We start from the raw sequence: 20,648 nt of genomic DNA, 5'->3' as shown, positions 1-20,648 counted from the left end.
CCTACCTGGCGCATCGACCGCTCGGGCCGGCGCTTGAGTGGCGGCGCCGCGACAGCCGCGCCGAGCGAGCCGCCCTCACGGGCCGCACTCGCCCGCCGGCACGCCATCCGCCAGCACGACGCACGTAGACGCGAGTTGGTCGCCGAGGTCGAACGTGACGCGCACCCGGTCGCCCGGCGTACCCGCGAACGGCGCCGTCGGGCCGACCGAACCGTCCGCGCGCGCGGTATCGATCACGCCGACGCCGCGGTCCTCGTTGAGCACGTACACCTGCGCGCCGCCGTACTCCGGCTGAATCCCGTATTCGAACGTCGCGGTGCCCGCATCCGGGTCGACCGCGAACACCATCCGGTCCGGGTCCGGCGGCGGGATGGGAATCGACGGCGTGTTGCACCCGGCCGTGCCGGCGATGGCGACGACCGCGACCAGCGCGGCGAGCGCCCGCGCGCGCCAGCCGGCGGCAAACCCCTGCGACGACGCATGGCTGCCGCTCGCCCACTCCGGGGTCCGACCGGCGACACCGGCCACGGCGCTCCACGGGTTCCACATGGTGACCTTTCGGCGGCGCCGCGGCGCGCGGCGCACACCTCCAGCATAGTGCAACGCGGAGGCCAACGGGGATCCGCGCCCGGCGGCCACGTTAGCGCCCCGGCCCGCCAACGCAGTTGGCATCGCTGCCACCGGCGCAGCCACGGCGCGTCATTCGATCGGCTCGTCGGGGATCTCTGGCGGCACCAGGAAGTAGACGTCGCGGGTATCGAGCGTCGTCACGCCGTCGCCGGACACCACGACCGTGGCCTTGAACATCTGCGGCGTCGTGAGCGCCGGCACGGTCGTGTTCATCTTCGGCACGACGTCGAAGCAGACCGTCGTCCCGGGGGTCACCTCGTCGAACGTGTCGTTGACGCCGTCGGCCGGATTCACGTCGATCGCCGTGAGCCCAGACGCACACGGCGCCGGCGCGGACGGGTTCGCCTCGATTCGATCGATGAACTCGGCGACCGCGTCCACCGCGTCCGACGGATCGTCTTGCGCATCGGCGCCGATGTCGAGGGTCGCGAAGCCGGTGAGCACTTCGACGGCGTCGGCCGTGGCCGTGCCGAGCCCGTTGCCGTTGGCGTCGATGTGGAACACGAGCGGACAGTTGCCGGTGCCGTCCGGTGCCTGGCCGGCGCCGTTTTGGCCGGTGCAGCACTGGCCGACCGAGCAACCGGCCGGGCGGCTGCCTGCCGGTCCCCACGCCGAAGGCGGGACGACCGCCCCGGTGGCGGTCGTGACGCCGAGAGCCTGCTGGTCCCGCGTGCAGATGTCGCCGGACGACACGACCGAGATGACGCGGGCACCGATCGCGAGCAGCGCGTTGATCGCGGTGGTACTGCGCGCCGGCCCGGAGAACGAGTAGTTGTTGGCCTGCCCGATGTCGGAGTTGTGGCTGCACGCATCCGTCATCCACACGACGATCGGCAGCGAGCCGGTTCGGAAACCCGCTCCGCCGATGGCCCCTACGCTTTCTCCGGCCGGCGGGGTCGCCGGCGGCGCCGTCGCCGGGTTGAACGGCGGGACGTTGGCTCCACCCGCAACGATCCCCGCCCCCGACGCCGTCTGGTACAGCGCCTCCCAGCCGCTTTCGGGCGTGTCGTCACCGTTGCCGAGGCTGTAGCCGTTGACCGCAGACTGGATCGACGACAGCCCCGCGCCGGTGTTGACGGTCATCACCCGGTGGCGCAGCTTGAACGGAAAGTCGCCGGCGACCCCGTAGTCGCCCGTGGGGAAGTCGCGGTACTCCACCACGCCGAACGCGATGTTCGGCACCTGCGCCCGGATCTGCGTCACCAGCGACGACACGGACGCCTTGAGGTTGTTGATCTCGCCGCCCATCGACCCGGTCGTGTCCATCGCAAACACCACGTCGGCCTGGGACACGTCGGTCGCGAAATCGAGCGTGTCGTCGGGCGGGTTCGGCGGCTTCATGTACGGCACCTCGAACACGAAGTCGCCGTTGGCCGCCGGGTTGTCGCCGGGGTCGTTCGGATCCGTGCCGGCGGCCGTCTCGACGAGATCCGAAATCCCGTCGCCGTCGCTGTCCGGGTTGGTCGCCGACGACTCGCCGCCGTCGGCCGAGCCGTTGCAATTGACGTCCTCGGCCTGATCGACGAGTCCGTCGTTGTCCGAGTCGAAGTCGAGAAAGTCGAACTTGCCGTCGGCGTCGCTATCGACCGGCGGCGTGTCGACGTCGGCGTCGCCCGCTTCGGCTGCGTCGGGGATGCAATCGCCGTCGCTGTCGTCGTCGAGGTAGGCCGGCACTCCGTCGCCGTCGGTGTCGACGACGCCCTCGTGCAGGTCCTTGATCGTGTCGTTGTCAGAATCGATGTCTTGAAAGTCGAACAGGCCGTCGCCGTCGCTGTCGAGCGGCATCATCGCCGACGGGCCGATCTCGTCGACGTCGCGGATCCCGTCGCCGTCGTCGTCCAGGTCGGCGAAGTTACCCTTGCCGTCGCCATCGAGATCCTCGGTCCCGTCGACGCCGTCGGCGCGGCCGTTGTCGTCGGAGTCGGTATCGCGAAAATCCGGCGTGCCGTCGCCGTCGGAATCGACCGGAGGCGTGCCGGTCCGGTCGTCGCCGGCTTCCCGGTAGTCGGGAATCCCGTCGTCGTCCGAGTCGGGGTCCAGGTAGTCCGGCACGCCGTCGCCATCGGTATCGGTTCCCGAAGCGCGGCCCTCGTGCTCGTCGGCAATCGAGTCGCCGTCCTCATCGGGCAGATCGCCGATCCCGGCGTCCGCTCCCGGGGCCGAGCGATCGGAGCCCCCACCGCCCCCGCACCCGGCGAGGGCGGCGACCAGCGCGGCGTACAACAGTCGGCGGCCCATAAGCTACTCCTTTCGGCACAGCGAATACAAACGACGTGCCACACATAACCTTTTGAAATGCCATCCACATGGAGACAGCCGACCCGAGCGCCGGCGGGCGCCGTGGGGGCGGCATGCCGCAGGATCGCCGGCGGCGGCGCCGGGCCGCCGCCCGCGTCCGCGCGGCACGGCTGCGCGCGACCGCAACGGCCCGTCGCGCGCCCGCGTGCTACTCTCCGCTTCGCCAAGCCATTGTCTCGACAGCGGAAATGGCTCCGCCGGGGCCGCCGAGCGGCCATCGCGGCGGCGCTGCTGGCGCTCGCGGCGATCGCAGTGGCGCGCATCTGGTTTCACGGCGAACGCCTCGCATCCCTCGTGACCGACCGCATCAACGCGCGCATCCGCGGCCGCGTCGCCGTCCGCACGATCGAGTGGCCACTCGCGGACGCCCCGCGATTGCTGGTCGGCGGTTGGGTCCGGCTGACCTTGCGCGACGTGACCGTGTACGACGCAAGCGGCGATCCGGTCGTGACGGCGCCGGAGCTGTCGACGCGCATGCGGCTGCGCGACTTCGCGCTGCGCCGCGATTACGTGTTTCGCGACATCCGCGCGCCGCGGGGCGGCTGGGTGCTCCTCCGAGAGGAGCCCCAGCCCTACCCGACCAGCCCGGACGACACCACGGTCGTGAGCCTCATCGGCGCGTTCTATTCGAACCGCCCGCCGGCGCCGCCCGGCAGCGCGGAGGACCTGGCGCGCAGCTCGACCTGGGACCTGCGCGACTTCGCGGTGGACGGCGTCGACGTCGAGTTCGACTTCCCGAGCTTCCGGGCGCGCGCCGACGACGCGACCACCACGGGGTGGCTGTACTACGCCAAGCCGGAGGGACCGCACGACGAGCAGGCGCGGTTTTCCTATCGACTCACCGATCTCCGCGCCCCGCGCGGCGCGCTCGCGATCGCCGGCGCCCCGTCGATCGCGCTCGAGGACGTCCGCGTCGCGACCCTCGCCAAGGACGATCCGGCGGTCCCGCGATACGATGACCGGTCGCGCGACCTCGTGTGGTCGGCGACGGCGCGCGCGGCCGAGGGCGCGGAGCTGACCGTGACCGGCGGGCTCGAGGACTATTGGCTCAGCGCCGACGGCGGGCGCTACGCGGTCGACGTCCACATCGACCGCGCCGCGGGCCTTGCCGCCGCGCTCACCGGCGGCGCGATAGCCGGCGAGGATCTCCGCGCGCGAATCGAGATCACCGGACCGCGGGCGGCCGCGGACGTCCGCGCCACCGTCGAGCACGCCCGCGCCGTCGTCCGGCCGTCCGCCGCGGGGCCCCCGCTCGACATCGCGATTCCGACGGCGACGGCGACGTACCGCCGGGCCGATCGCGCCGGGGAACTCGTCGACGCGCGCGCGGAACTGGCCGGCGGCAGCGTCCACCTGGCCGGCGACTACGCGCTCGACCCGACTGCGGCGTTCCGCGCGCGCGTCACGATCGACCGTCCATTGCAGCTGCAACCATGGATCGCACGGTCGACGGCGCGGCTCACCGCCGGAACGATGCTGTCCGGTCGACTCGCGGCCCGGTCCATCCCGGGCGGCGTGCGGTTCGATCCGGTCGCGCTGCACCTCGGAGCCGTGCGCGCGCGCGGCGCGGTCGAACTGGCCGGCGGCAAGGTCCGCGCCGACGGTCTGCGCATCGCGCGCGGCGCCACGTGGGTCGCGTCGCGCCGCGCTACGGTCGATCTCGCCACCCGCGCCGTCGACCTCGGCCTGTCGTTCGCCTCCGATGACCTGCGCGCGTGGCTGCGCCGGCTCGGGCATCCGCCAATCGCGGCCCGCGCGCACGGCACGGCCCGCATCGCCGGTCCCCTCACCGCCCCGGCCGTTCCCGCGGCAGCCGTCACCCTCGGCGGCATCCCGTACATCGGGTCCGCCACCGTCGCGTGGTCTTATCGCGACGGCCGGATCGTCATCGATCGCGCCGACGCCCGGCCGTTCGGTGGCCGGCTGACCGCGCGCGGCGCCGTGTCCCTTCGCGGACGCCGCGTGCGACTGGAGAACGTCCGCCTGTCCGGCCAGGGGCTGGAACTGCGACGAATTCCCGGTCTGTCCGAGTCCGTCTCCGGCGTCGCGCACGTGTACGCGACGGCGTCGGGGCCGATCGCAGCCCCGGTGTCCACGTTTGGCGCCGGCGTCGACGATCTGGTGCTCGCCGGCGATGCCTACGACCACTTCACTGTCGATGGCGCGACCGCGGCCGACGGGTCCCTCTCCGTGCAGCTCCACGTCGACCGCCGACTCGGCGGCCGCGTCGACATCGACGCGGCCGTCGGCGCCCACCGCGAATTGACCGGCGCACTGAGCCTTCGAGACATTCCGCTCCATTCGCTGCCGATGCTGGCCGGTGCCGGCGGGCGCGCCCGCATCGGCGGGCTCGCCGACGCGGACCTTCGGCTCGGCGGCACCGTGGCTGTCCCTGTGGTCACCGGCGCGCTGTCGCTCGATCGCGTCTGGTTCAAGGACGCGTTTCTGGGCGCCGCAGATCTCCGGTTGACCGAGGCCGGGCAAGGCGAGATGCGCGTGTCCGGATCGCTGTTTCAAGACACGCTGACGGTCGACGGCGTCCTGCACACCGCTCCCGAACCGCGCGCCGAGCTCGACGTGGCGTTTCGCCGCATCGAATTGGATCGGTTCTTCCCCGAGTGGTCGCGGCGCTACGGCGTGCGCGGTTGGATGACCGGACGGTTCGAGCACCTCGTCGTCGCCCCCGGCCGCCCGCCGGAATTCGCGCTTCATCTGTCCGAACTGGTCCTCGTCATGGACGACGAAGATCCCCACGGGCGGCCGAGACCGATCCGCGCGCGCGCCGTGTCCGCGGTCGACATCCGCTACGACGGCCACACGGCGCAGCTCGTCGAGCCGGCCGTGTTCCGCGGTCCCACCGGCGATTTCACCGTGACCGGCCGGATCGACGGCGATCGCGTCGACGCACACGTGGCGGGCGCCATCGATGTCGGCCTGCTCCAGCCCTACCTGCGCGACGTGTTCGAGCGCGCACAGGGCGTCGCCCGCGCGTCAATCGACGTCGTCGGGCCGGTCGCGGCGCCATCGGTGACCGGCATCCTCGAACTCGAGGGCATCGCGGTTCGCCCGCTCGGCCAAGACGCCGAAATCCGCATCCCGATGGCCAAGCTGCAGGTCACGAACCGGTCCGTCATCTTCACCGGCTTCACGATCGAGGTCGACGATGACGTCACGGGAGAAACGGATGTCCTCGAAGTGCGCGGCGCAGTCGGCATGGACGACTTCGAACCGCGGACGTGGGGCCTGCGGCTCGAGGGTCGCGTCGCCGGAAAGCTGCTGAACGTCGCGGCGCCGGACGCATTCACCGCCGCCAGCGGCAGCGCCGGAATCGAGATCGACTTGTACGGCACGGGCCGCATGCCGAACATCAGCGGCCGTTTGACGTTCGGCGGCGACAATCCACTGACGTTCACGCCGCGCGGACTTCGCCGCGAGGTCCTGCTGTCGCGCGGCGAAATCGACTTCGACGACCAGGTCGTCGAGTTCGTATCACTCGGCGGAACGATCGACGACGCCGGCCAGCTCCTCGATCTCAGCGGCGAACTGAGCCTGGACGACTGGCGACCCGCCGACGTCGACATCACCCTCGCGGCCGAAGGCCTGCCGTTCCGCATTCCGCGGATCCTCGAACTGGAAGTCGACGTGCGCAACTTCCGCATTCTGGGCGACCGCGATCGGCTGGAGATCTACGGCCAACTCGACATCATCGACGGGCGCTACATTCAAAAATTCAACCCGCTGCTCACCGCGCTGAAGCCGGAGCGCGTGCAAGAGACCGAACCGCCGTTTTACGAGGCGATTCCTCTGCTCGCCGACGCGCAGATCGATCTGCGCGTTACGACCGGGGGCGGATTCGCCATCAAGAACAACGTCGCCGACATCGATCTCGATGGCGAGATCGAGATCACCGGCACGCCGAGCCGCCCACGGCTCGACGGGGAGATCCGCGTCCAACAGGGCTCGTTCAAGTTCCAGGGCATGCGCACCCGCTTCGACCGCACGGAGGGGGCAATCCTGTTTTCGCGGTTCAAACAGTTCCCGGACGACAACCCGACGATCGACATCCGCAGCGAGGCGACCTACCTGGACGCGCGCGGGACGGAACACGACGTGGTGCTGACACTCGAGGGGACGCTCGCGAACCTCAACTGGGACCTGTACACCACCAACACGGGGCTCAACAAGTCGCAAACGCTGACCCTGTTGTTCGCGGGCCGCACGACCGAGGAGACGCGCTCGCTGTTCGGCGATGAGCCCATTGCAGGCAACGAGAACTTCGAGGGCAGCCGAACGACGGCGCGCACCGAGGGACTCGGCGCCTTCGATCAGGTCGCAAAGGATTATCTCGGGGACTTCATTTCGGCGCTCGTCGAGGAGCCGCTCCGCAATGCGACCGGCTTGGACGTCGTGCGCCTCGAGGTAGGAACGGCCGGCGTCGGCGGCCGAGTCGAGGAGCGCATCGGCAACAAGGCGCGCGCGCTTACGGAGTTCGAGCGCACGCTGCAGGGCTACACGTTCAGCGCACAGGTGGAGTATCAGCTTTCCGATCGGTGGTCGCTCGCGTACGAATACCTGCTCAAGCAGTTCTTCGACGACACCGACGAGGACTTCCGCGGTCACCGCGTCAAAGCGGGCGTCAAGGGGAGAGTCGGCGAATGATCCGCGCGCACGCCGTCGCCGCCGCGATCGTCCTGTCCGTGGCCGCGGACGCGCGCGCGCAGTCGGCCGCCGGCGACGGATCGGACGCCCCCAAACCTGCGAAGGCGCCCGCGCAGCCGCCCGGCGCGCAGAACCCCGCCCCCGTGGCCACGCCGCTGCCCGACGTCAGGGCGCCGCTGCGCACCCTGGTGCGCTACGAGGTCACCGGGCGTCTGCTGGAAGCCGAGTCGGTCGTGCGCGCGTTTCTCGATCAGGTCATGCCGGTCGGCAACGCATGGACGTCGGACAGCCGTCGCGCCGTCGTCGAGTTCTGCGCGACGCTCGGCTACCACGCGAGCGTCACCGAGCGCACCGATGGTTCCGGCGTCGTCGTCACGGTGGCGCTCGCGCCGGTGACCCGGGTACGCCGCATCGCGATCCACGTCAACGGCCCGGGCGTGTTGCACACGCTCGTTCAAGACAAGGTGTTCGAGCGGGACGTCCGCCGGCGCCTGCGATTGCAGGTTGGCCAGCCGTTGCCGCGCGATCCGGACGAGCGGCGTCGCCGCCTCGCCGAAGAGGTTCAGCGGTTGCGCGACTACCTCGCGGACATCGGCTTCTTCGAGGCGAAGGTTCGCGTGAGCGCGGTGGCGGACGGACCGGATGCGGCGAAACTGGTCGTCCATGTCGACACGGGCCCGCCCTACTACGTCGGTCGCATTCGCGTCGTCGGCAACGTCGACGTCGACGCGAGCGAGATCAAGCGGATGTTCCACCACACGCGGTTCGCGCTGTGGCCGATCTGGCGCGGGTGGGAGCGCCGTTTCGACCGCGCTCAGCTCAAACGCGACATCGATCGCGTCGCGGACCTCTACCAGCGCCGCGGGTTTCCGGGCGTGCGCGTGCGCACCGACTTCGACCGCAACACCAGCTTCAACCGCGCTCGCCGCGAGGTCGACTTTACGGTCATCATTCGCGAACGACGCCGCATCGAGGTCTATTTCGAGGGGAACGACGCGATTTCCGAGTCGCGCCTGCGCGACCAGCTGACGCTCGACGACGAGGGTGCCTACGACGATTTTGAAATCCAGCGGTCGGCCGAGGCGATCGAGCGCTTCTACCAGAGCGAGGGCTACTTCGAGGCGACCGTGTTGTGGGAGCGGGCGTCGTTCCGCATGCCGGACCAGACCTTCGATCGCATCGTGTTCACGATCACCGAGGGGCCGAAGCTCAAGGTGAAGCAGATCGAATTCGTCGGCAACCACGCTCTGTCGGACGCGACGTTGCGAGACGCGATCAAAACGCGTGAGTTTCCGCGGTTCGTGCTCGCGTCCGGCGGCTACGCGACGTCCGTGCAACTCGAGCAGGACGCGCAGCGGATTCGCGCGCTGTATCAGTCGCGCGGCTATGCGGACGTCGAGGTCGACTACGACGTGACGCGCGCCCAGTCGCTCGTCGGCCGCGCGCCCGCACTCGCCGCCGCAATTCTCGCCGACCTGCCCGCCGAAGGCCTGTTCGTTCGCTTCATCGTGCGCGAGGGCAAACTCCACCGCGTCGAGGACGTCCGGTTCGTGTTCTCGGGCGCCCACACGCAAACCGCCGCCGAGTTGCAACAGCGCGTCAGCCTGCGCCCCGGTTCGGCGTTCACGCCGGACGCGGCCGCCGCCGACGGCGAGACGCTCCGGCGCTGGTACTTCCGCAACGGCTTTCCGTACGCGAAAGTCGACACGCGCACGCAGCGGACCGGCCCCGACCGCGTCGTGGTCGTGCACACGATCGCGGAAGGCATTTCTGCTCGGTTCGGCAAGGTCGTCGTCCGCGGGAACTTCAAGACCCGCGACTGGGTGCTCCGCGAAGAACTGGACCTCCCCGAAGGCGCCAAGTTCACCCTCGGTCGCGCCGAATCGGCCCAGCGCAACCTGCGCACCTCAGGTTTGTTTTCCAACGTCAGGTTCGACTACGTGGGGCTCGACGACGGAAATCTCGACACGATCAACGTCGTCCTCAACGTCCAGGAGCGCTACGATTATTGGCTCGATTACACGCTGGGAGCGGGCGCATCGACGGACGAAGGCGTATTTGCCGAAGCGACCGCGCGCGCGCCGAACATGTGGGGGGCCGGTGTGCGGTTCGAAGTGACCGGCCTCGCCGGCAGCCAGCGCCAACGCCTCGACAGCAAGCTGTTGCTGCCGCGCTGGGTCCAGCGCCACTGGCTCGGACTCGGCTTCCGCACCGAGATCGCGGGCTTCCTCGCCAACGAACTCACCCCGCGGTTCGGCAACCTCACGAGCTTCGGCGCGACGGTCGGCGCGGCGCTCGAGGGTCAGTCCGGCGGCGAGTGGGATGGTTGGTTCGTCGGACTGCGATACAACTTCCGCCAGCGCAATCGCGAAGAGGAACTCGTGCGCGTCGCCGGACCGAACGACGACATCGAGAAGACGCGCGTCCGCACGCGCACCGGCGCCGTGGGGCCCCAGTTCGTGCTCGACCGGCGCACCGACGCCCAGGGGCGGCGGAACCCGTTGGCTCCGGAGCGCGGCTGGCGCATCGAACTCAGCGCGCTGTTCGCCGACGAGGCGCTCGGCGGCGACGACCGGTTCGTCAAACTCGGGTTCAAGGGGCTGCACTACTGGAAGCTCGGCCGCCGCTTCTTGCTCACCAATGGCTTGCGCTACGACCACGGCATTCCGCTGGGAGGGGCCGTGGTCCTGCCCGAGGTGGAGCGCTTCTTCGCCGGCGGCGACACCACCGTGCGCGGCTTCGAGGAGGATCGACTGCTCACGGAGATCGTCGAGACGCCCCTGCCGCCGATCGGCGGCGTCCCGCAGTTCCGCGTGCTGCCGGCCGGCGGCAACATCCGCCTCATCCACAACGTGGAGTTGCAGGTCCAGGTGTGGGACCACAGCTTCATCGGCGGGCTGCCGTGGGCGTCCGCCCTGTTCCTCGACACCGGGTTGGTCACGAACTCGCTCGAGGACTTTCAGTTGCGCCAGCTGCGTCACTCGATCGGCGTCGCGTTCTGGCGGCTGGTCACACCGGTCGGGTCGTTTTCCTTCGAGTGGGCGGTCCCGCTGGACCCGCAGGTCGGAGACAACCCGCGCGGCCGGCTGCACCTCAACCTCGGGTTCGTGTTCAAGTAAGGCGGCTCCGCGGCGCTCGGTGCCCCGCGACGCCGCGATAGGGCGGCCGCGCCGCCACACGCTTTCGGGGCGGCCGCGCCGCCGCAGCGCCGCTGCCCGCGGTGGCCGCGGCCGACGGTACGCTGCATCGCCGGTCGGCGATCGAGCCGGACGCCCCCCGGGTTCACCGCCAGCGCGCGGGCATCGCAGCGGCCCGCGCCTCGCCCGGGGCTGCACACGGCGCGTCGACGCGCTGCGGGCGGCGGCGGCCTCCCGGCGGCGACACGCACACGGGCGGCGCGCGGCTACTTGCCGGAGGCCTTCGCCTGTTCGATCTTGCGCTTTTCGCGCGCCTTCTTTTTGCGCTGGCGCTTGCGGCGCCGCATCTTCATCGTCTGGCGGTTGTCTCCACGACCCATAGGACGCTGGAATTACCCGGCCTCGGGCCGCGTGTCAAACGGTAGCGCGCACACGATGGCCTCCCGGCCGGCGACCTGAACCCGGGTGCCGGGCTCCGCCGCGGCCCGCCGGAGGCGCGCGAGCGCGATCGGCCCGAACACCGGCGACCGAGCCGACGAGGTCACGTGCCCGGCGTCCGGGCGGTCGGCGTGCGCGACCGGCGATCCCCGGTCCGGCGGCGGCTCGTCGCCCGCAAACCGCAGGCCGACCAGTTCCCACGCCGGTCGCCCCTGATGGCGGACGCGCGCGACCGGCTCCTGCCCGAGGTAGCAGCCCTTGTCGTAGTCGATCGTCGCGCGCAGCGGCGACTCGAACGGAAAGCTTTTGTCGTCGACGTCCACGCCGAAAAGCGGCAGCCCGGCCTCGATGCGCCGGATGTCCACCGCCTCGGGCGGCGCGACCGGCTCCGGGCACGGCGCCAGCACCGGCGGCGCCGACCACACGTCCTGCGGCGCCGCCCACACGCGGTGAACGGGGACGTCGGCGAGTTCGAAGTCGACCTCGTCCATGATCGCGTGGCGCGCGAGCCGATCGCGCGTCGCCTCGGCCACCCCCGGCTGGCACAGCAACAGCACGTCCTCGGCGCGCACCAGCGCATCGAACACCGACACGAGGTGCCCCTTGGCGTCGAGCATGCACGCGCGGGTCCACTGGCCGTCGCCGAGGGCGGCAATGTTGGCCGTGCACATTCCCTGCAGGAACCGAATGCGATCGGGGCCGGTCACCCGGACGCACCCCCAACCGCTCTGGTCGACATGTAGTGACGCAAATGGCATCGCTCCTCCGAACGTGCGGCCGGCGCCTCGCCGATCGCCGGCGGCGCGGCCGCTGGCCAGGAGGCTGTAGTGTATCGGCGCGCCAGCGAGGTTGCGAGCTGCGAGGCGAGGTTCGGCGCACGCCCGCAGCGCACGAGGGCCCGTATCACCATACGGTACCGAAGGGCGCGAGGACGTACGCCGAAGACCGCCCGCCGATCGCGACCGGAGCCGGCGGCGATGCGCGACAGCCTCCCAGGGGCTGTCGCTAGTCGTCCCCTCCCCGGCCGGCGGCCCGCAGCCGCTCGCGCCGGCGCGCGGCCGCCTCGCGGTGGCGCCGCCGGTCCTCGTCGGTCATCGGTGCGACCGGAGGCACGGGGCGCGGTCTGCCGTCGGCATCGATCGCGACGAACGTGAGGTAGGCCTTGGTCGTGTAGCGCCGGGCGCGCGTTCTCGGATCCTCGGTCTCGACGCGACAGCCGACCTCCATGGACGTGCGCGCGGCGTAGTTGACCTGCGCCTGCAACACGACGACGTCGCCGACCCGCACCGGCGACAAGAAATCGAGCCGATCGATCGACGCGGTCACCGCGGGTCCCCCCGCGTGGCGCATCGCCGCGACGCCCGCGCACACGTCGATCCACTGCATGAGGATCCCGCCGAACAACACGCCCGACGCGCCGTTGGTGTGGCCGGGCATCGCCAGCTGCGTCATGACGCAGCGGCTGGCGGCCGGCGGCAACGGAGTGAGTTCCATCGCCGCCTATGTAGCACGGCCCTACAGTCCGCCACTCACCAACAGCGCCGCGACGACGCCCGCGACGACGCCCGCGCTCACGCCGACCGCACCGAGGGTCCAGCGGGCGCGCCGGCGCTCGGCCTCCAGCTTGCGCTGCGTCTCGAGCCGCCGCTGGCGCGCAATGCGACGCCGGCGCGCCTCCATCAGGAGCACGGCCTTGCGCGGCCCGTCGTCGACGCCCGGCAGGGGCGGCGCGCCAAGGTGCACCGACGCGCGGTCGAAGATGTGCTCGATCATCGGGGCGACCTCGGGAGGGGCGCCCGCCTCGACGATCAGCGGGAACCGGCAAATCGGGCAGTGCGTGGCCTGCCCGGCGCGCCCGACGTACGAGCACTTGTAGCAGACAGCCTTGAAGTCGCCAGACATGCGAGCCCCGGTAGTGCGAACGCGGTGCCAACTCCAACCCGGTGAAATCCCGTTTCCTCGCAACGGACCGGCGGGGCGGCCGGTCCCCGATCCGGGTGTCGGCCCCGCGCTCGAAGGTTGCGCGATCGCGTCCGTTTTCGCCCCGGCGGCCCGCGCGCTGCCGCCCGCGCCGGTCTCGGTGCTAGGCTGCGGCCGCGTGCGTGCGACCGTCCTGATCGCCGCGGCCGTCGCCGCGGTCGCCGGCTGCGACGACGAGTTCGGCCCGGACATCGACCCGTTCCCGATCCCGGCGAGCCGAGCGGGAGGCCCGCTGACGCTCGGCCTGCGCGCCGGTGACGTCGGTCCGCTGCCCGCCCTGGTCGACACCCTGTCGCCGGTGACGCTCCTCGATCCATCGGTTCCCGGCGAGCCGGTCCCGGCGCCGCGCCGCCTGCGGGCAACGGTCGAGGTCGTCTCGGCCGGCCCCGAGCCGGTCGCGCGCGCCCGATTCGACGCGGTCCCGATCCTCGAACACCACCCGTGCGATCCGTCGGCGAGCCCCTGCGCGGTGGGCACCGAACCCCTCGTCGCCGGCGCGTGTCCCGTCGACCCGGGGTCGGACGGCGTACGGTTCCGAGCCATCCTCGGCGGCGACCTGCTGTCGCAGACCGCCCTGCGCGTCGATCTTCGCGGCGCCGGCGCGGCCGTGATCCAGTTGTTCCCGGACATCGCGGGCGCCGACGCGCACCACTGCCGAGCCGGCGACGCCGTCATCGCCGCCGCGCTCGCGGGCGGGTCGACCATCGAAATCGAGGGGGGCGAGGTGCCGCTTCCGCCGACGCGCATTCCGCTGCGCGCGTGCGCGGATTTCGATCCGGCGAACGCATCGCGCCCGTCGGGGACGGATCTGCTGCTGCTGCTCGCGACCGGGATCGGCCCGACGGTGGTGTCGGAGTCGGCGTACCGGCGTTACGCGGCGCAGGTCGACGCCGCCTGCGCCGCCGAGCCCGGGCTGTGCGCCGGCCCCGACGCGCGGCTGGACCCGCCCGTGCCGTACGAGCTGCTCCCGGCCGCGTGCCTGCGCCTGCCCGGCGTCGCCAGCGTCGCGCGCGTCGCGACCCTCCGTCGCATCGCGATCGTGGGCCGCACCGCCGGGGAGGCGCGCGGGCCGTGCGAAGAGCGCCGCGCGGTGTGGTGGATGCAACAGGGCGGCTGCGCCGGCGGCGCCGACTGCCCGTGCGGCGGCGGCGACCGCCGGTGCCGCGCGGCGGCCGCGGTCCAGTTCGAGCCCGGCGGCGGCATTCCGGTTGCCGTGGTCCCGGACGGGCACCCGCTGCTCCAGGCGCTGCGCGCCGAACTTCGCCCGCGGCAGGCCGAAGTCGACGGATTGCTCGGACTGGACGCGCTGCGCGCCGTCCGGTTGGACATCGACTACCCGGGCCAGCGGCTGGTCGTCCGCTGCGCCGGCGGAGACGCGGCCTGCACGCCGTTCACGCAGGTGTTCGACCCGAACGACGACACGCCCGCCGGTCGATGTCCGAACGTCGACTGACCGGGCGGCGAGCGGCCCGGCTCGCGCCGCGGCGTCACGCCTCGGTGAGCGTCACGCCGAGCGCGCGCATGTGGTCCGCGAACTCGGGGTAGCTCGTCGCCACGTTCGCGACGTCGCGCACGCGGCACGGCCCGTCCGCCGCGAGAGCCGCCACGACCGCCGCCATCGCGATGCGGTGATCGCCCGCGGCGTCGACGTCGGCCGCCGCCAGCGGCGCACCGGCGCGACCGCGCACGCCGAGGGCGTCGTCGCGCTCGTCGACCTCGACGCCGAACGCGCGCAACATCGCCGCGGTCGTCGCGATCCGGTCCGACTCCTTGACGCGCAGCTCGGCCGCGTCGCGAAACCACGTCTCGCCGTCCGCAACCGCGGCGACTGCCGCGAGCACCGGCACCTCGTCGACGCAGCGCACGAGCAGATCGCGTCCGACCTCGATGCCGCGCAGGCCGGCGGCCCGGCCGTCGACGACGACATCGCCGACCGTCTCGCCGCCGCGCTCGCCGGCGCCGTCGACCCGCACATCCGCGCCCATCGCGCGCAGCGCGTCGATGAAGCCGGTGCGGGTCGGGTTGAGACACACGCCGCGCACGCGCACCGGCGCGCCGCCGGCGACGACCGCCGCCGCGATCGCGAACGCCGCCGACGACGGGTCGCCGGGCACCGCCAGCGACCGCGCGGCGAGACGCCGATCCCAACCCGCGGGGTCGAGCACGGTGACGCGGCCCGGCTCGGCCCGCACGGGCGCGCCGAGAAACCGCAGCATCCGCTCCGTGTGGTCGCGCGACGGGCCGGGCTCGGCGATGCGCGTGGCGCCGTCCGCGTACAATCCGGCGAGCAGCAGCGCGCTTTTGACCTGCGCCGACGCGACCGGCAGCGCGTAGTCGATGCCGCGCAGCGGCCCGGCCGCCGGCCGTATGCGCACCGGCGCCGTGTCCCCGGTGATGTCGGCGCCCATCCGGCGAAGCGGCTCGACCACCCGCGCCATCGGCCGGCGCCGCAGCGATGCGTCGCCCGTGAGGGTCGCAGCAAATGGTTGCGCCGACAACAACCCGCACAGCAGCCGCATGGTCGTCCCGGAGTTGCCGCAGTCGATCGCGGCCGCGGGCGCGCGCAGGCCGTGGAGGCCGACCCCCTGCACGACCAGCTCGTCGCCGCGCCGGTCGAACTCGACCCCCATCTGGCGCATCGCGCGCGCCGTCGCGCGATTGTCGGCGCCGGCACCGAGGCCGGTGACGGTCACCGGCCCGTCGGCGATCGCCGCGAGCAGCACGGCGCGGTGGCCGATCGACTTGTCGCCCGGCGCGCGCAGCGTGCCCGACAGAGGGCCCGCCGCCGGCTCGATGCGATACGAACGCACGGCCCTGTGTAACGCATGGATCGCCGGCGTTCAACTGCCGGGCGGAGCGCCGAGGCGGCGCGCGAGTCGCCGCGCGGTCCGCCGCAGCGCGCGCGGGCCGACCACCCACACCGCGCGCGCGACCGCGCCGCGCTCGTCGACGCGCACGCGGTCGGCGAGCTGCGCGACCCCGGCGGCGCGCGCGCGCGGATCCGCCGCCCACCGCGCCCGCCATCGGTCGATCGCCGCCGCCAGCGCGCGTCCGTCGCCGGCGCGCTCGCCCGCGAGGACGGCGACCGCGGCGGCATCGTCGACGACGTCCGCCCACACGGACGCGGACGCGGGCACGTCGTCCGCGCCGAGCAGCCGCGCGAGCCCGAGCCGCGCGTCGAAGTCCAGGCGCGCGGTCACCCGCACGGTGGCCGCCCCGGCCCGTTCGGGCATCGCCGCGTCGCGCAGGCGCATGAACACGTCGTCTTCGGCGACGGCGCGCCCCCGGCCTGCCCGAACCGCTTCGACGCGAGCGACCAGCGCGGGCGGGCCGAGCGCCACGACGCCCGCGTCGAGCGCCACCGCGGTAGCCGGCGGGGCGCCGCCGCCGCGCACCAGCAGCACGCTGTCGGCCTCCGCGCCGCCCACGGCGTAAGCGGCCAGAACGACCACGTCGGCGCCCGCCAGTCCAGACATCCGCGCGGGCAGCTGCGTCGCGGCGGCGGCGGCGACCGGCCCCACGACCGGATTGCTCCGCAGCCGCGCCAGGTCCAGTTCGACGACCACGTTCGCGCCGGCGGGCAGCCACGCCAGCAGCGGATCGCCGGCGGTCGGCAGCCGCGGTCGCGCCGCCTGCGGCACGGGCTCCGGCGGTCGCGCCGCCGGCCCGCCGCACGCCGCGGCGGCGATCGCGGCAGCCGCCGCCCACCGCGCCGCGCGCATCACGCCGCCAACACGTCGCGCAGCGCCGCCGCCACCCGCGCCGTGTCGCCGGCACCGGCCGCCGAGATGCGCAGGTGATGCGGCAAGCCCCACGCGGCCATCGGCCGCACGATCACGCCGCGGCGCAGCAGCGCGTCGTAGACCGGTGCCGCGTCGCGACCGACGCCGGCGAGCACGAAGTTGGCGACCGACGGATAGGCGCGCAGGCCCAGTTCCTCCACCGCGGCGCGCAGGCCGTCGATCGCCGCCGCGTTGTGCGCGCGGCTGCGATCGACGTGGGCGTCGTCGTCGAGGGCCGCCAGCGCCGCAGCCTGCGCCACCGACGCCGCGTTGAACGGGCGCCGCACGCGTTCGAGGTAGTTGGCCACGCGCGGCGCACACACGGCGTAGCCGATGCGCAGTCCGGCGAGGCCGTAGATTTTGGAGAACGTCCGCAGCGTCACGAGCAGCGGCCGGTCGGCTCGGTAGTCCTGCGACCGCGGGTAATCGTCGGCCAGCGCGACCGCGTACTCGTGATACGCCTCGTCGACCACGACGAGCGCGCGCGGCGGCGCCGCCTCGAGGATGCGCTCGAACTCGGGACGCGGCACGTACGCGCCCGTCGGGTTGTTCGGGTTGGCCAGGAAGATGACGCGGGTGCGCGCCGACATCCGGTCGATCAGCGCGTCCACGTCGCAGCGAAGGTCGTCGTGGACGTCAGCCTCGACGAAGTCGACCCCGTGCATCTGCGAAAACAGCCGGTAGCTCAAAAACGCATACCGGTGCGCGAGCACCTCGTCCGCGCCGGGCCGACAGAATGCCTTGACGATCATGCCGATGATCTCGTTGGACCCCGCGCCGAACACGATCTCGTCGTGGCCGACGCCGAGCCGCTCGGCGAGCGCGCGGCGCAGCTTCCACGCGCCGCCGTCCGGGTACAGATGGCAGTCGGCCACGGCGGCGCGCGCGGCGTCGACGGCCTTGGGCGACGGACCGAGCGGGTTTTCGTTCGACGCGATCTTGATGGCGCCGTCGATGCCGAGTTCCCGCTCGAGCTCGTCCACCGGTTTGCCCGGCTGATACGGGCGCAGCGACTGGATGTAGGGCGGTACGAGGTCGTCGAACGGGTCAGCCATCGGAGTTCACCTTCGGGTAGGAGCCGAGCACCTTGAACTGCTCGCACCACGCCGCCACCGCGTCGAGCACGTCGCGCAGCGCCGGATCGGCGGCATGGCCGTCCATGTCGAGAAAGAACACGTATTCCCACGGCCGCCGCCGCGACGGCCGGCTCTCGATCTTGGTGAGGTTGACGCCCGCCTCGGACAGCGGCTTGAGCGCCTCGTACAGCGCGCCGGGCTTGTCGCGCAGCACCAGCAGCGCGCTGGTCTTGTCGCGCCCGGTCGGCGGCGGCGCGGCGGACGGTGGCCCGACGACGAGGAACCGCGTCCGGTTGTCGGCCACGTCCTGCAGCTGCCGGCGCAACACGCGCAGATCGTACAGCTTCGCGGCCAGCTCCGACGCGATCGCCGCACCGGCCGCGTCGGTCTGCGCCGCGCGCGCGGCGTCCGCGGTCGACGTCGTCTCGACCAGCGCGGCCCGCGGCAGGTTGGCGCGCAGCCACCCGCGGCACTGCGCGAGCGCCTGCGGGTGCGAGTAGACGCGCGCGATGGCGCCCTCGTCGATGTCGTGGTGTACGAGCAGGCAGTGGCTGACCTGCACGAACACCTCTGCGACGATCTGCAGGTCGCGGTCGACGAACTCGTCGAGCGTGTGCGACACGATCCCCTCGCTCGAGTTCTCGACGGGAACGACCCCGAAGTCGGCCTGACCGCGGGTCACCTCGGCGAACACCGCCGCGATCGTGCCCGCGGGCACCGCCCGGCACGACGCGCCAAAGTGGAGCTTGGCCGCCTGGTGGGTGAACGTGCCCTCGGGGCCGAGATACGCGACCCGCACGCCCTTTTCCAGGCTGCGGCACGCGCTCACGATCTCCTGGACGACCGGGCGGATGGCGGCGGTCGGAAACGGGCCGGGGTTGGCCGCCGTCAGCCGCTCGATGATCTGGCGCTCGCGGTCGGCGACGTAGTACGGCGCGCCGGTGGCCCGTTTGTGGGCCGCCACGCGCTCGACGATCGCCGCCCGGCGGTTGAGGGCCGCCAAAATCTCGTCGTCCACGGCGTCGAGTTCGGCCCGAAGCCGGGCCAGTTCGTCGTCGTCGCCGGCCATCGGCCGCGGACTTTACTATAGTTAGTGGCAGACCGATGATGCGAACCTCCCATCGCCCGGCGGCGCCGGCTCCGCCAGACGCACCGCACGCCGTCGCCGCGTAACGTTTGCCGTCATCGCGCATCGATAGGACACCATGCGACCGTTCGGATCCGTAGTTGCCGCGCTCGCCGCGCTCGCCGCCCCGGCCGCGGCCCACGCCGCCGGCACCGGCGGCGACGTGCCCGACATCCTCGCCGACGGGATGGTCTGGGCGTTTCTCGCCGCGTTCGGCTGGGGCTTCCTGACCTCGCTCACCCCGTGCGTCTACCCGATGGCCCCGATCATCGTCGCCGTGTTCGGCGCGCGCGACGAAGCCGTCACGCGGCGCCGGGCGATGCTGCTGGCGACCGCGTTCGTCCTCGGCATCTGCACCTTGTACACCGTTTTGGGCGTCGCGTTCGCGCTCGCGGGCAAGCAGAGCAACGAGCTGCTCGCCAACCCGTGGGTGATCGTCCCGATCGCCGGGGTTCTCGTCGCCCTCGCGGCGTCGATGTTCGGCGCGTTCGAGCTGCGCCTGCCCCACGGCCTCCAACAGCGGCTCAATCGCGTCGGCGGCAAGGGCGTCGGCGGGTCGTTCGCCCTCGGCCTCGTCCTCGGCGTCGTCGCGGCGCCGTGTACCGGCGCGTTCGCCGCCGGCATCATCCTCATGATCGCCAAGGGCCAGAACGTACCGCTCGGCGCGGCGATCATGTTCACGTACGCGCTCGGCATGGGGCTGCTGTTCTGGGTGCTGGCGGTGTTCGCCGTGTCGCTGCCCAAAAGCGGCCCATGGATGGAGGCCGTCAAGAGCCTCGGCGGGGTCGTGCTGCTGGTGATGGCCGGCTATTTCCTCATCCCGATCGCGCCGGCGCTCACCCGCATCATCCAGCCGTCCGCCGGCTTCGCGGCGGGCGCCGTCGCGGTCGCCCTCGCCGGCGCCGCCGTCGGCGCCATTCACCTGTCGTTTCACGGCAGTGCCCGGCACAAGCTCCGCAAGGCCGCGGGCGTCGCCCTCATGACCGGCGGGCTGTTCGCGCTGGTCGCGTGGTACCTGGCGCCGAAGCGCGCGCTCGCGTGGCGCCACGACGAGCAAGTCGCATTCGCCGAAGCGCGCGCCGCCGGCAAGCACGTCCTGATCGACGTCGGCGCCGAGTGGTGCGTGCCGTGCCGCAAGGTCGAAAAGATTTTCGGCTCCGATGAGCTGTACGACGACATCACGAGCGCGTTCGTGCCGCTGAAGATCGACGTCACCGACCCCACCGAACGCAACGAGGCGCTTCGTGCCAAGTGGGGCGCCCACACCCTGCCGACGGTGATCTTCGCCGACGCCGACGGGCGAGAACTCGGCCGCTACGCCGACAAGGACCCGAGCGTGGACGGGTTCCGCCGCGTACTGGCCGAGGTCGTGGCAGCGCACCCGCCGGGGAGCTGACGGTGGCCGCCGGTCGATCGGCCGCGCGCGCGGCGGCCGCCCTGGCGCTCGCATGCGCCGGCTGCGGCGACGGCGGCTCGCCGGCCGCCGATGCGACGACCGACGCCGCGCCCGATGCCGCGGCGG

General features: G+C 72.3%; 13 protein-coding genes. 4 read left to right on the top strand and 9 right to left on the bottom strand.

Annotation, left to right across the window (positions count from 1 at the left end):
• Positions 1-75: 75 nt before the first annotated feature.
• Both D6689_07095 and D6689_07090 read right to left on the bottom strand, forming a co-directional pair.
• A complete protein-coding gene (locus D6689_07095) occupies positions 76-585 on the bottom strand; it encodes a hypothetical protein (GenBank protein ID RMH42820.1) in 510 nt (169 codons plus the stop codon).
• 114 nt (positions 586-699) lie between these two features.
• Positions 700-2,868, bottom strand: coding sequence for a VWA domain-containing protein (locus tag D6689_07090; GenBank protein RMH42819.1), 2,169 nt, complete (start codon positions 2,866-2,868; stop codon positions 700-702).
• 231 nt (positions 2,869-3,099) lie between these two features.
• On the opposite strand from D6689_07090, the gene D6689_07085 reads away from it, so the two are divergent.
• Positions 3,100-7,587 carry a hypothetical protein gene (locus D6689_07085; GenBank protein RMH42818.1) on the top strand — a complete coding sequence of 1,496 codons (4,488 nt, stop codon included), beginning with the start codon at positions 3,100-3,102 and terminating at the stop codon, positions 7,585-7,587.
• Positions 7,584-10,706 carry an outer membrane protein assembly factor gene (locus tag D6689_07080; GenBank protein RMH42817.1) on the top strand — a complete coding sequence of 1,041 codons (3,123 nt, stop codon included), beginning with the start codon at positions 7,584-7,586 and terminating at the stop codon, positions 10,704-10,706. The genes D6689_07085 and D6689_07080 overlap by 4 nt, the downstream gene beginning before the upstream one ends.
• A gap of 410 nt (positions 10,707-11,116) precedes the next feature.
• Here D6689_07080 and D6689_07075 read toward each other — a convergent pair whose 3' ends face one another.
• The 3 genes from D6689_07075 to D6689_07065 all read right to left on the bottom strand — a co-directional run bounded on the left by D6689_07075 (position 11,117) and on the right by D6689_07065 (position 13,064).
• Positions 11,117-11,920, bottom strand: a complete 804-nt coding sequence (locus D6689_07075) for a hypothetical protein (GenBank protein ID RMH42816.1) — start codon at positions 11,918-11,920, stop codon at positions 11,117-11,119.
• 247 nt (positions 11,921-12,167) lie between these two features.
• The gene (locus tag D6689_07070; protein ID RMH42815.1) at positions 12,168-12,656 is read right to left on the bottom strand and encodes an acyl-CoA thioesterase; all 489 of its coding nucleotides are present in this window, start codon (positions 12,654-12,656) and stop codon (positions 12,168-12,170) included.
• A 21-nt stretch (positions 12,657-12,677) separates the two neighbouring features.
• A complete protein-coding gene (locus D6689_07065) occupies positions 12,678-13,064 on the bottom strand; it encodes a hypothetical protein (protein RMH42814.1) in 387 nt (128 codons plus the stop codon).
• A gap of 196 nt (positions 13,065-13,260) precedes the next feature.
• On the opposite strand from D6689_07065, the gene D6689_07060 reads away from it, so the two are divergent.
• A complete protein-coding gene (locus D6689_07060) occupies positions 13,261-14,595 on the top strand; it encodes a hypothetical protein (protein RMH42813.1) in 1,335 nt (444 codons plus the stop codon).
• Between the two features lie 34 nt (positions 14,596-14,629).
• Here D6689_07060 and aroA read toward each other — a convergent pair whose 3' ends face one another.
• Genes aroA through pheA form a run of 4 tightly spaced genes read right to left on the bottom strand, consistent with a single transcriptional unit; the run spans position 14,630 to position 19,069 of the window.
• The gene (aroA, locus tag D6689_07055) at positions 14,630-15,952 is read right to left on the bottom strand and encodes a 3-phosphoshikimate 1-carboxyvinyltransferase (protein RMH42812.1); all 1,323 of its coding nucleotides are present in this window, start codon (positions 15,950-15,952) and stop codon (positions 14,630-14,632) included.
• Between the two features lie 30 nt (positions 15,953-15,982).
• Positions 15,983-16,864 carry a hypothetical protein gene (locus tag D6689_07050; protein RMH42811.1) on the bottom strand — a complete coding sequence of 294 codons (882 nt, stop codon included), beginning with the start codon at positions 16,862-16,864 and terminating at the stop codon, positions 15,983-15,985.
• The gene (locus D6689_07045; protein ID RMH42810.1) at positions 16,864-17,979 is read right to left on the bottom strand and encodes a histidinol-phosphate transaminase; all 1,116 of its coding nucleotides are present in this window, start codon (positions 17,977-17,979) and stop codon (positions 16,864-16,866) included. Before D6689_07045 ends, D6689_07050 begins: the two co-directional genes overlap by 1 nt.
• On the bottom strand, positions 17,972-19,069 hold the full coding sequence (gene pheA, locus D6689_07040; protein ID RMH42809.1) for a prephenate dehydratase: 1,098 nt from the start codon (positions 19,067-19,069) through the stop codon (positions 17,972-17,974). The genes D6689_07045 and pheA overlap by 8 nt, the downstream gene beginning before the upstream one ends.
• Positions 19,070-19,205: 136 nt before the next feature.
• On the opposite strand from pheA, the gene D6689_07035 reads away from it, so the two are divergent.
• Positions 19,206-20,522, top strand: coding sequence for a DUF255 domain-containing protein (locus D6689_07035; protein RMH42808.1), 1,317 nt, complete (start codon positions 19,206-19,208; stop codon positions 20,520-20,522).
• Positions 20,523-20,648 lie beyond the last annotated feature (126 nt).

The sequence above is a fragment of the Deltaproteobacteria bacterium genome (assembly GCA_003696105.1).
In the GTDB taxonomy this organism is placed as follows: Bacteria; Myxococcota_A; Polyangia; order Haliangiales; family J016; genus J016.
The sequence above is the reverse complement of the archived record's forward strand: the minus strand, read 5'-3'. Positions and strand labels throughout refer to the sequence as shown.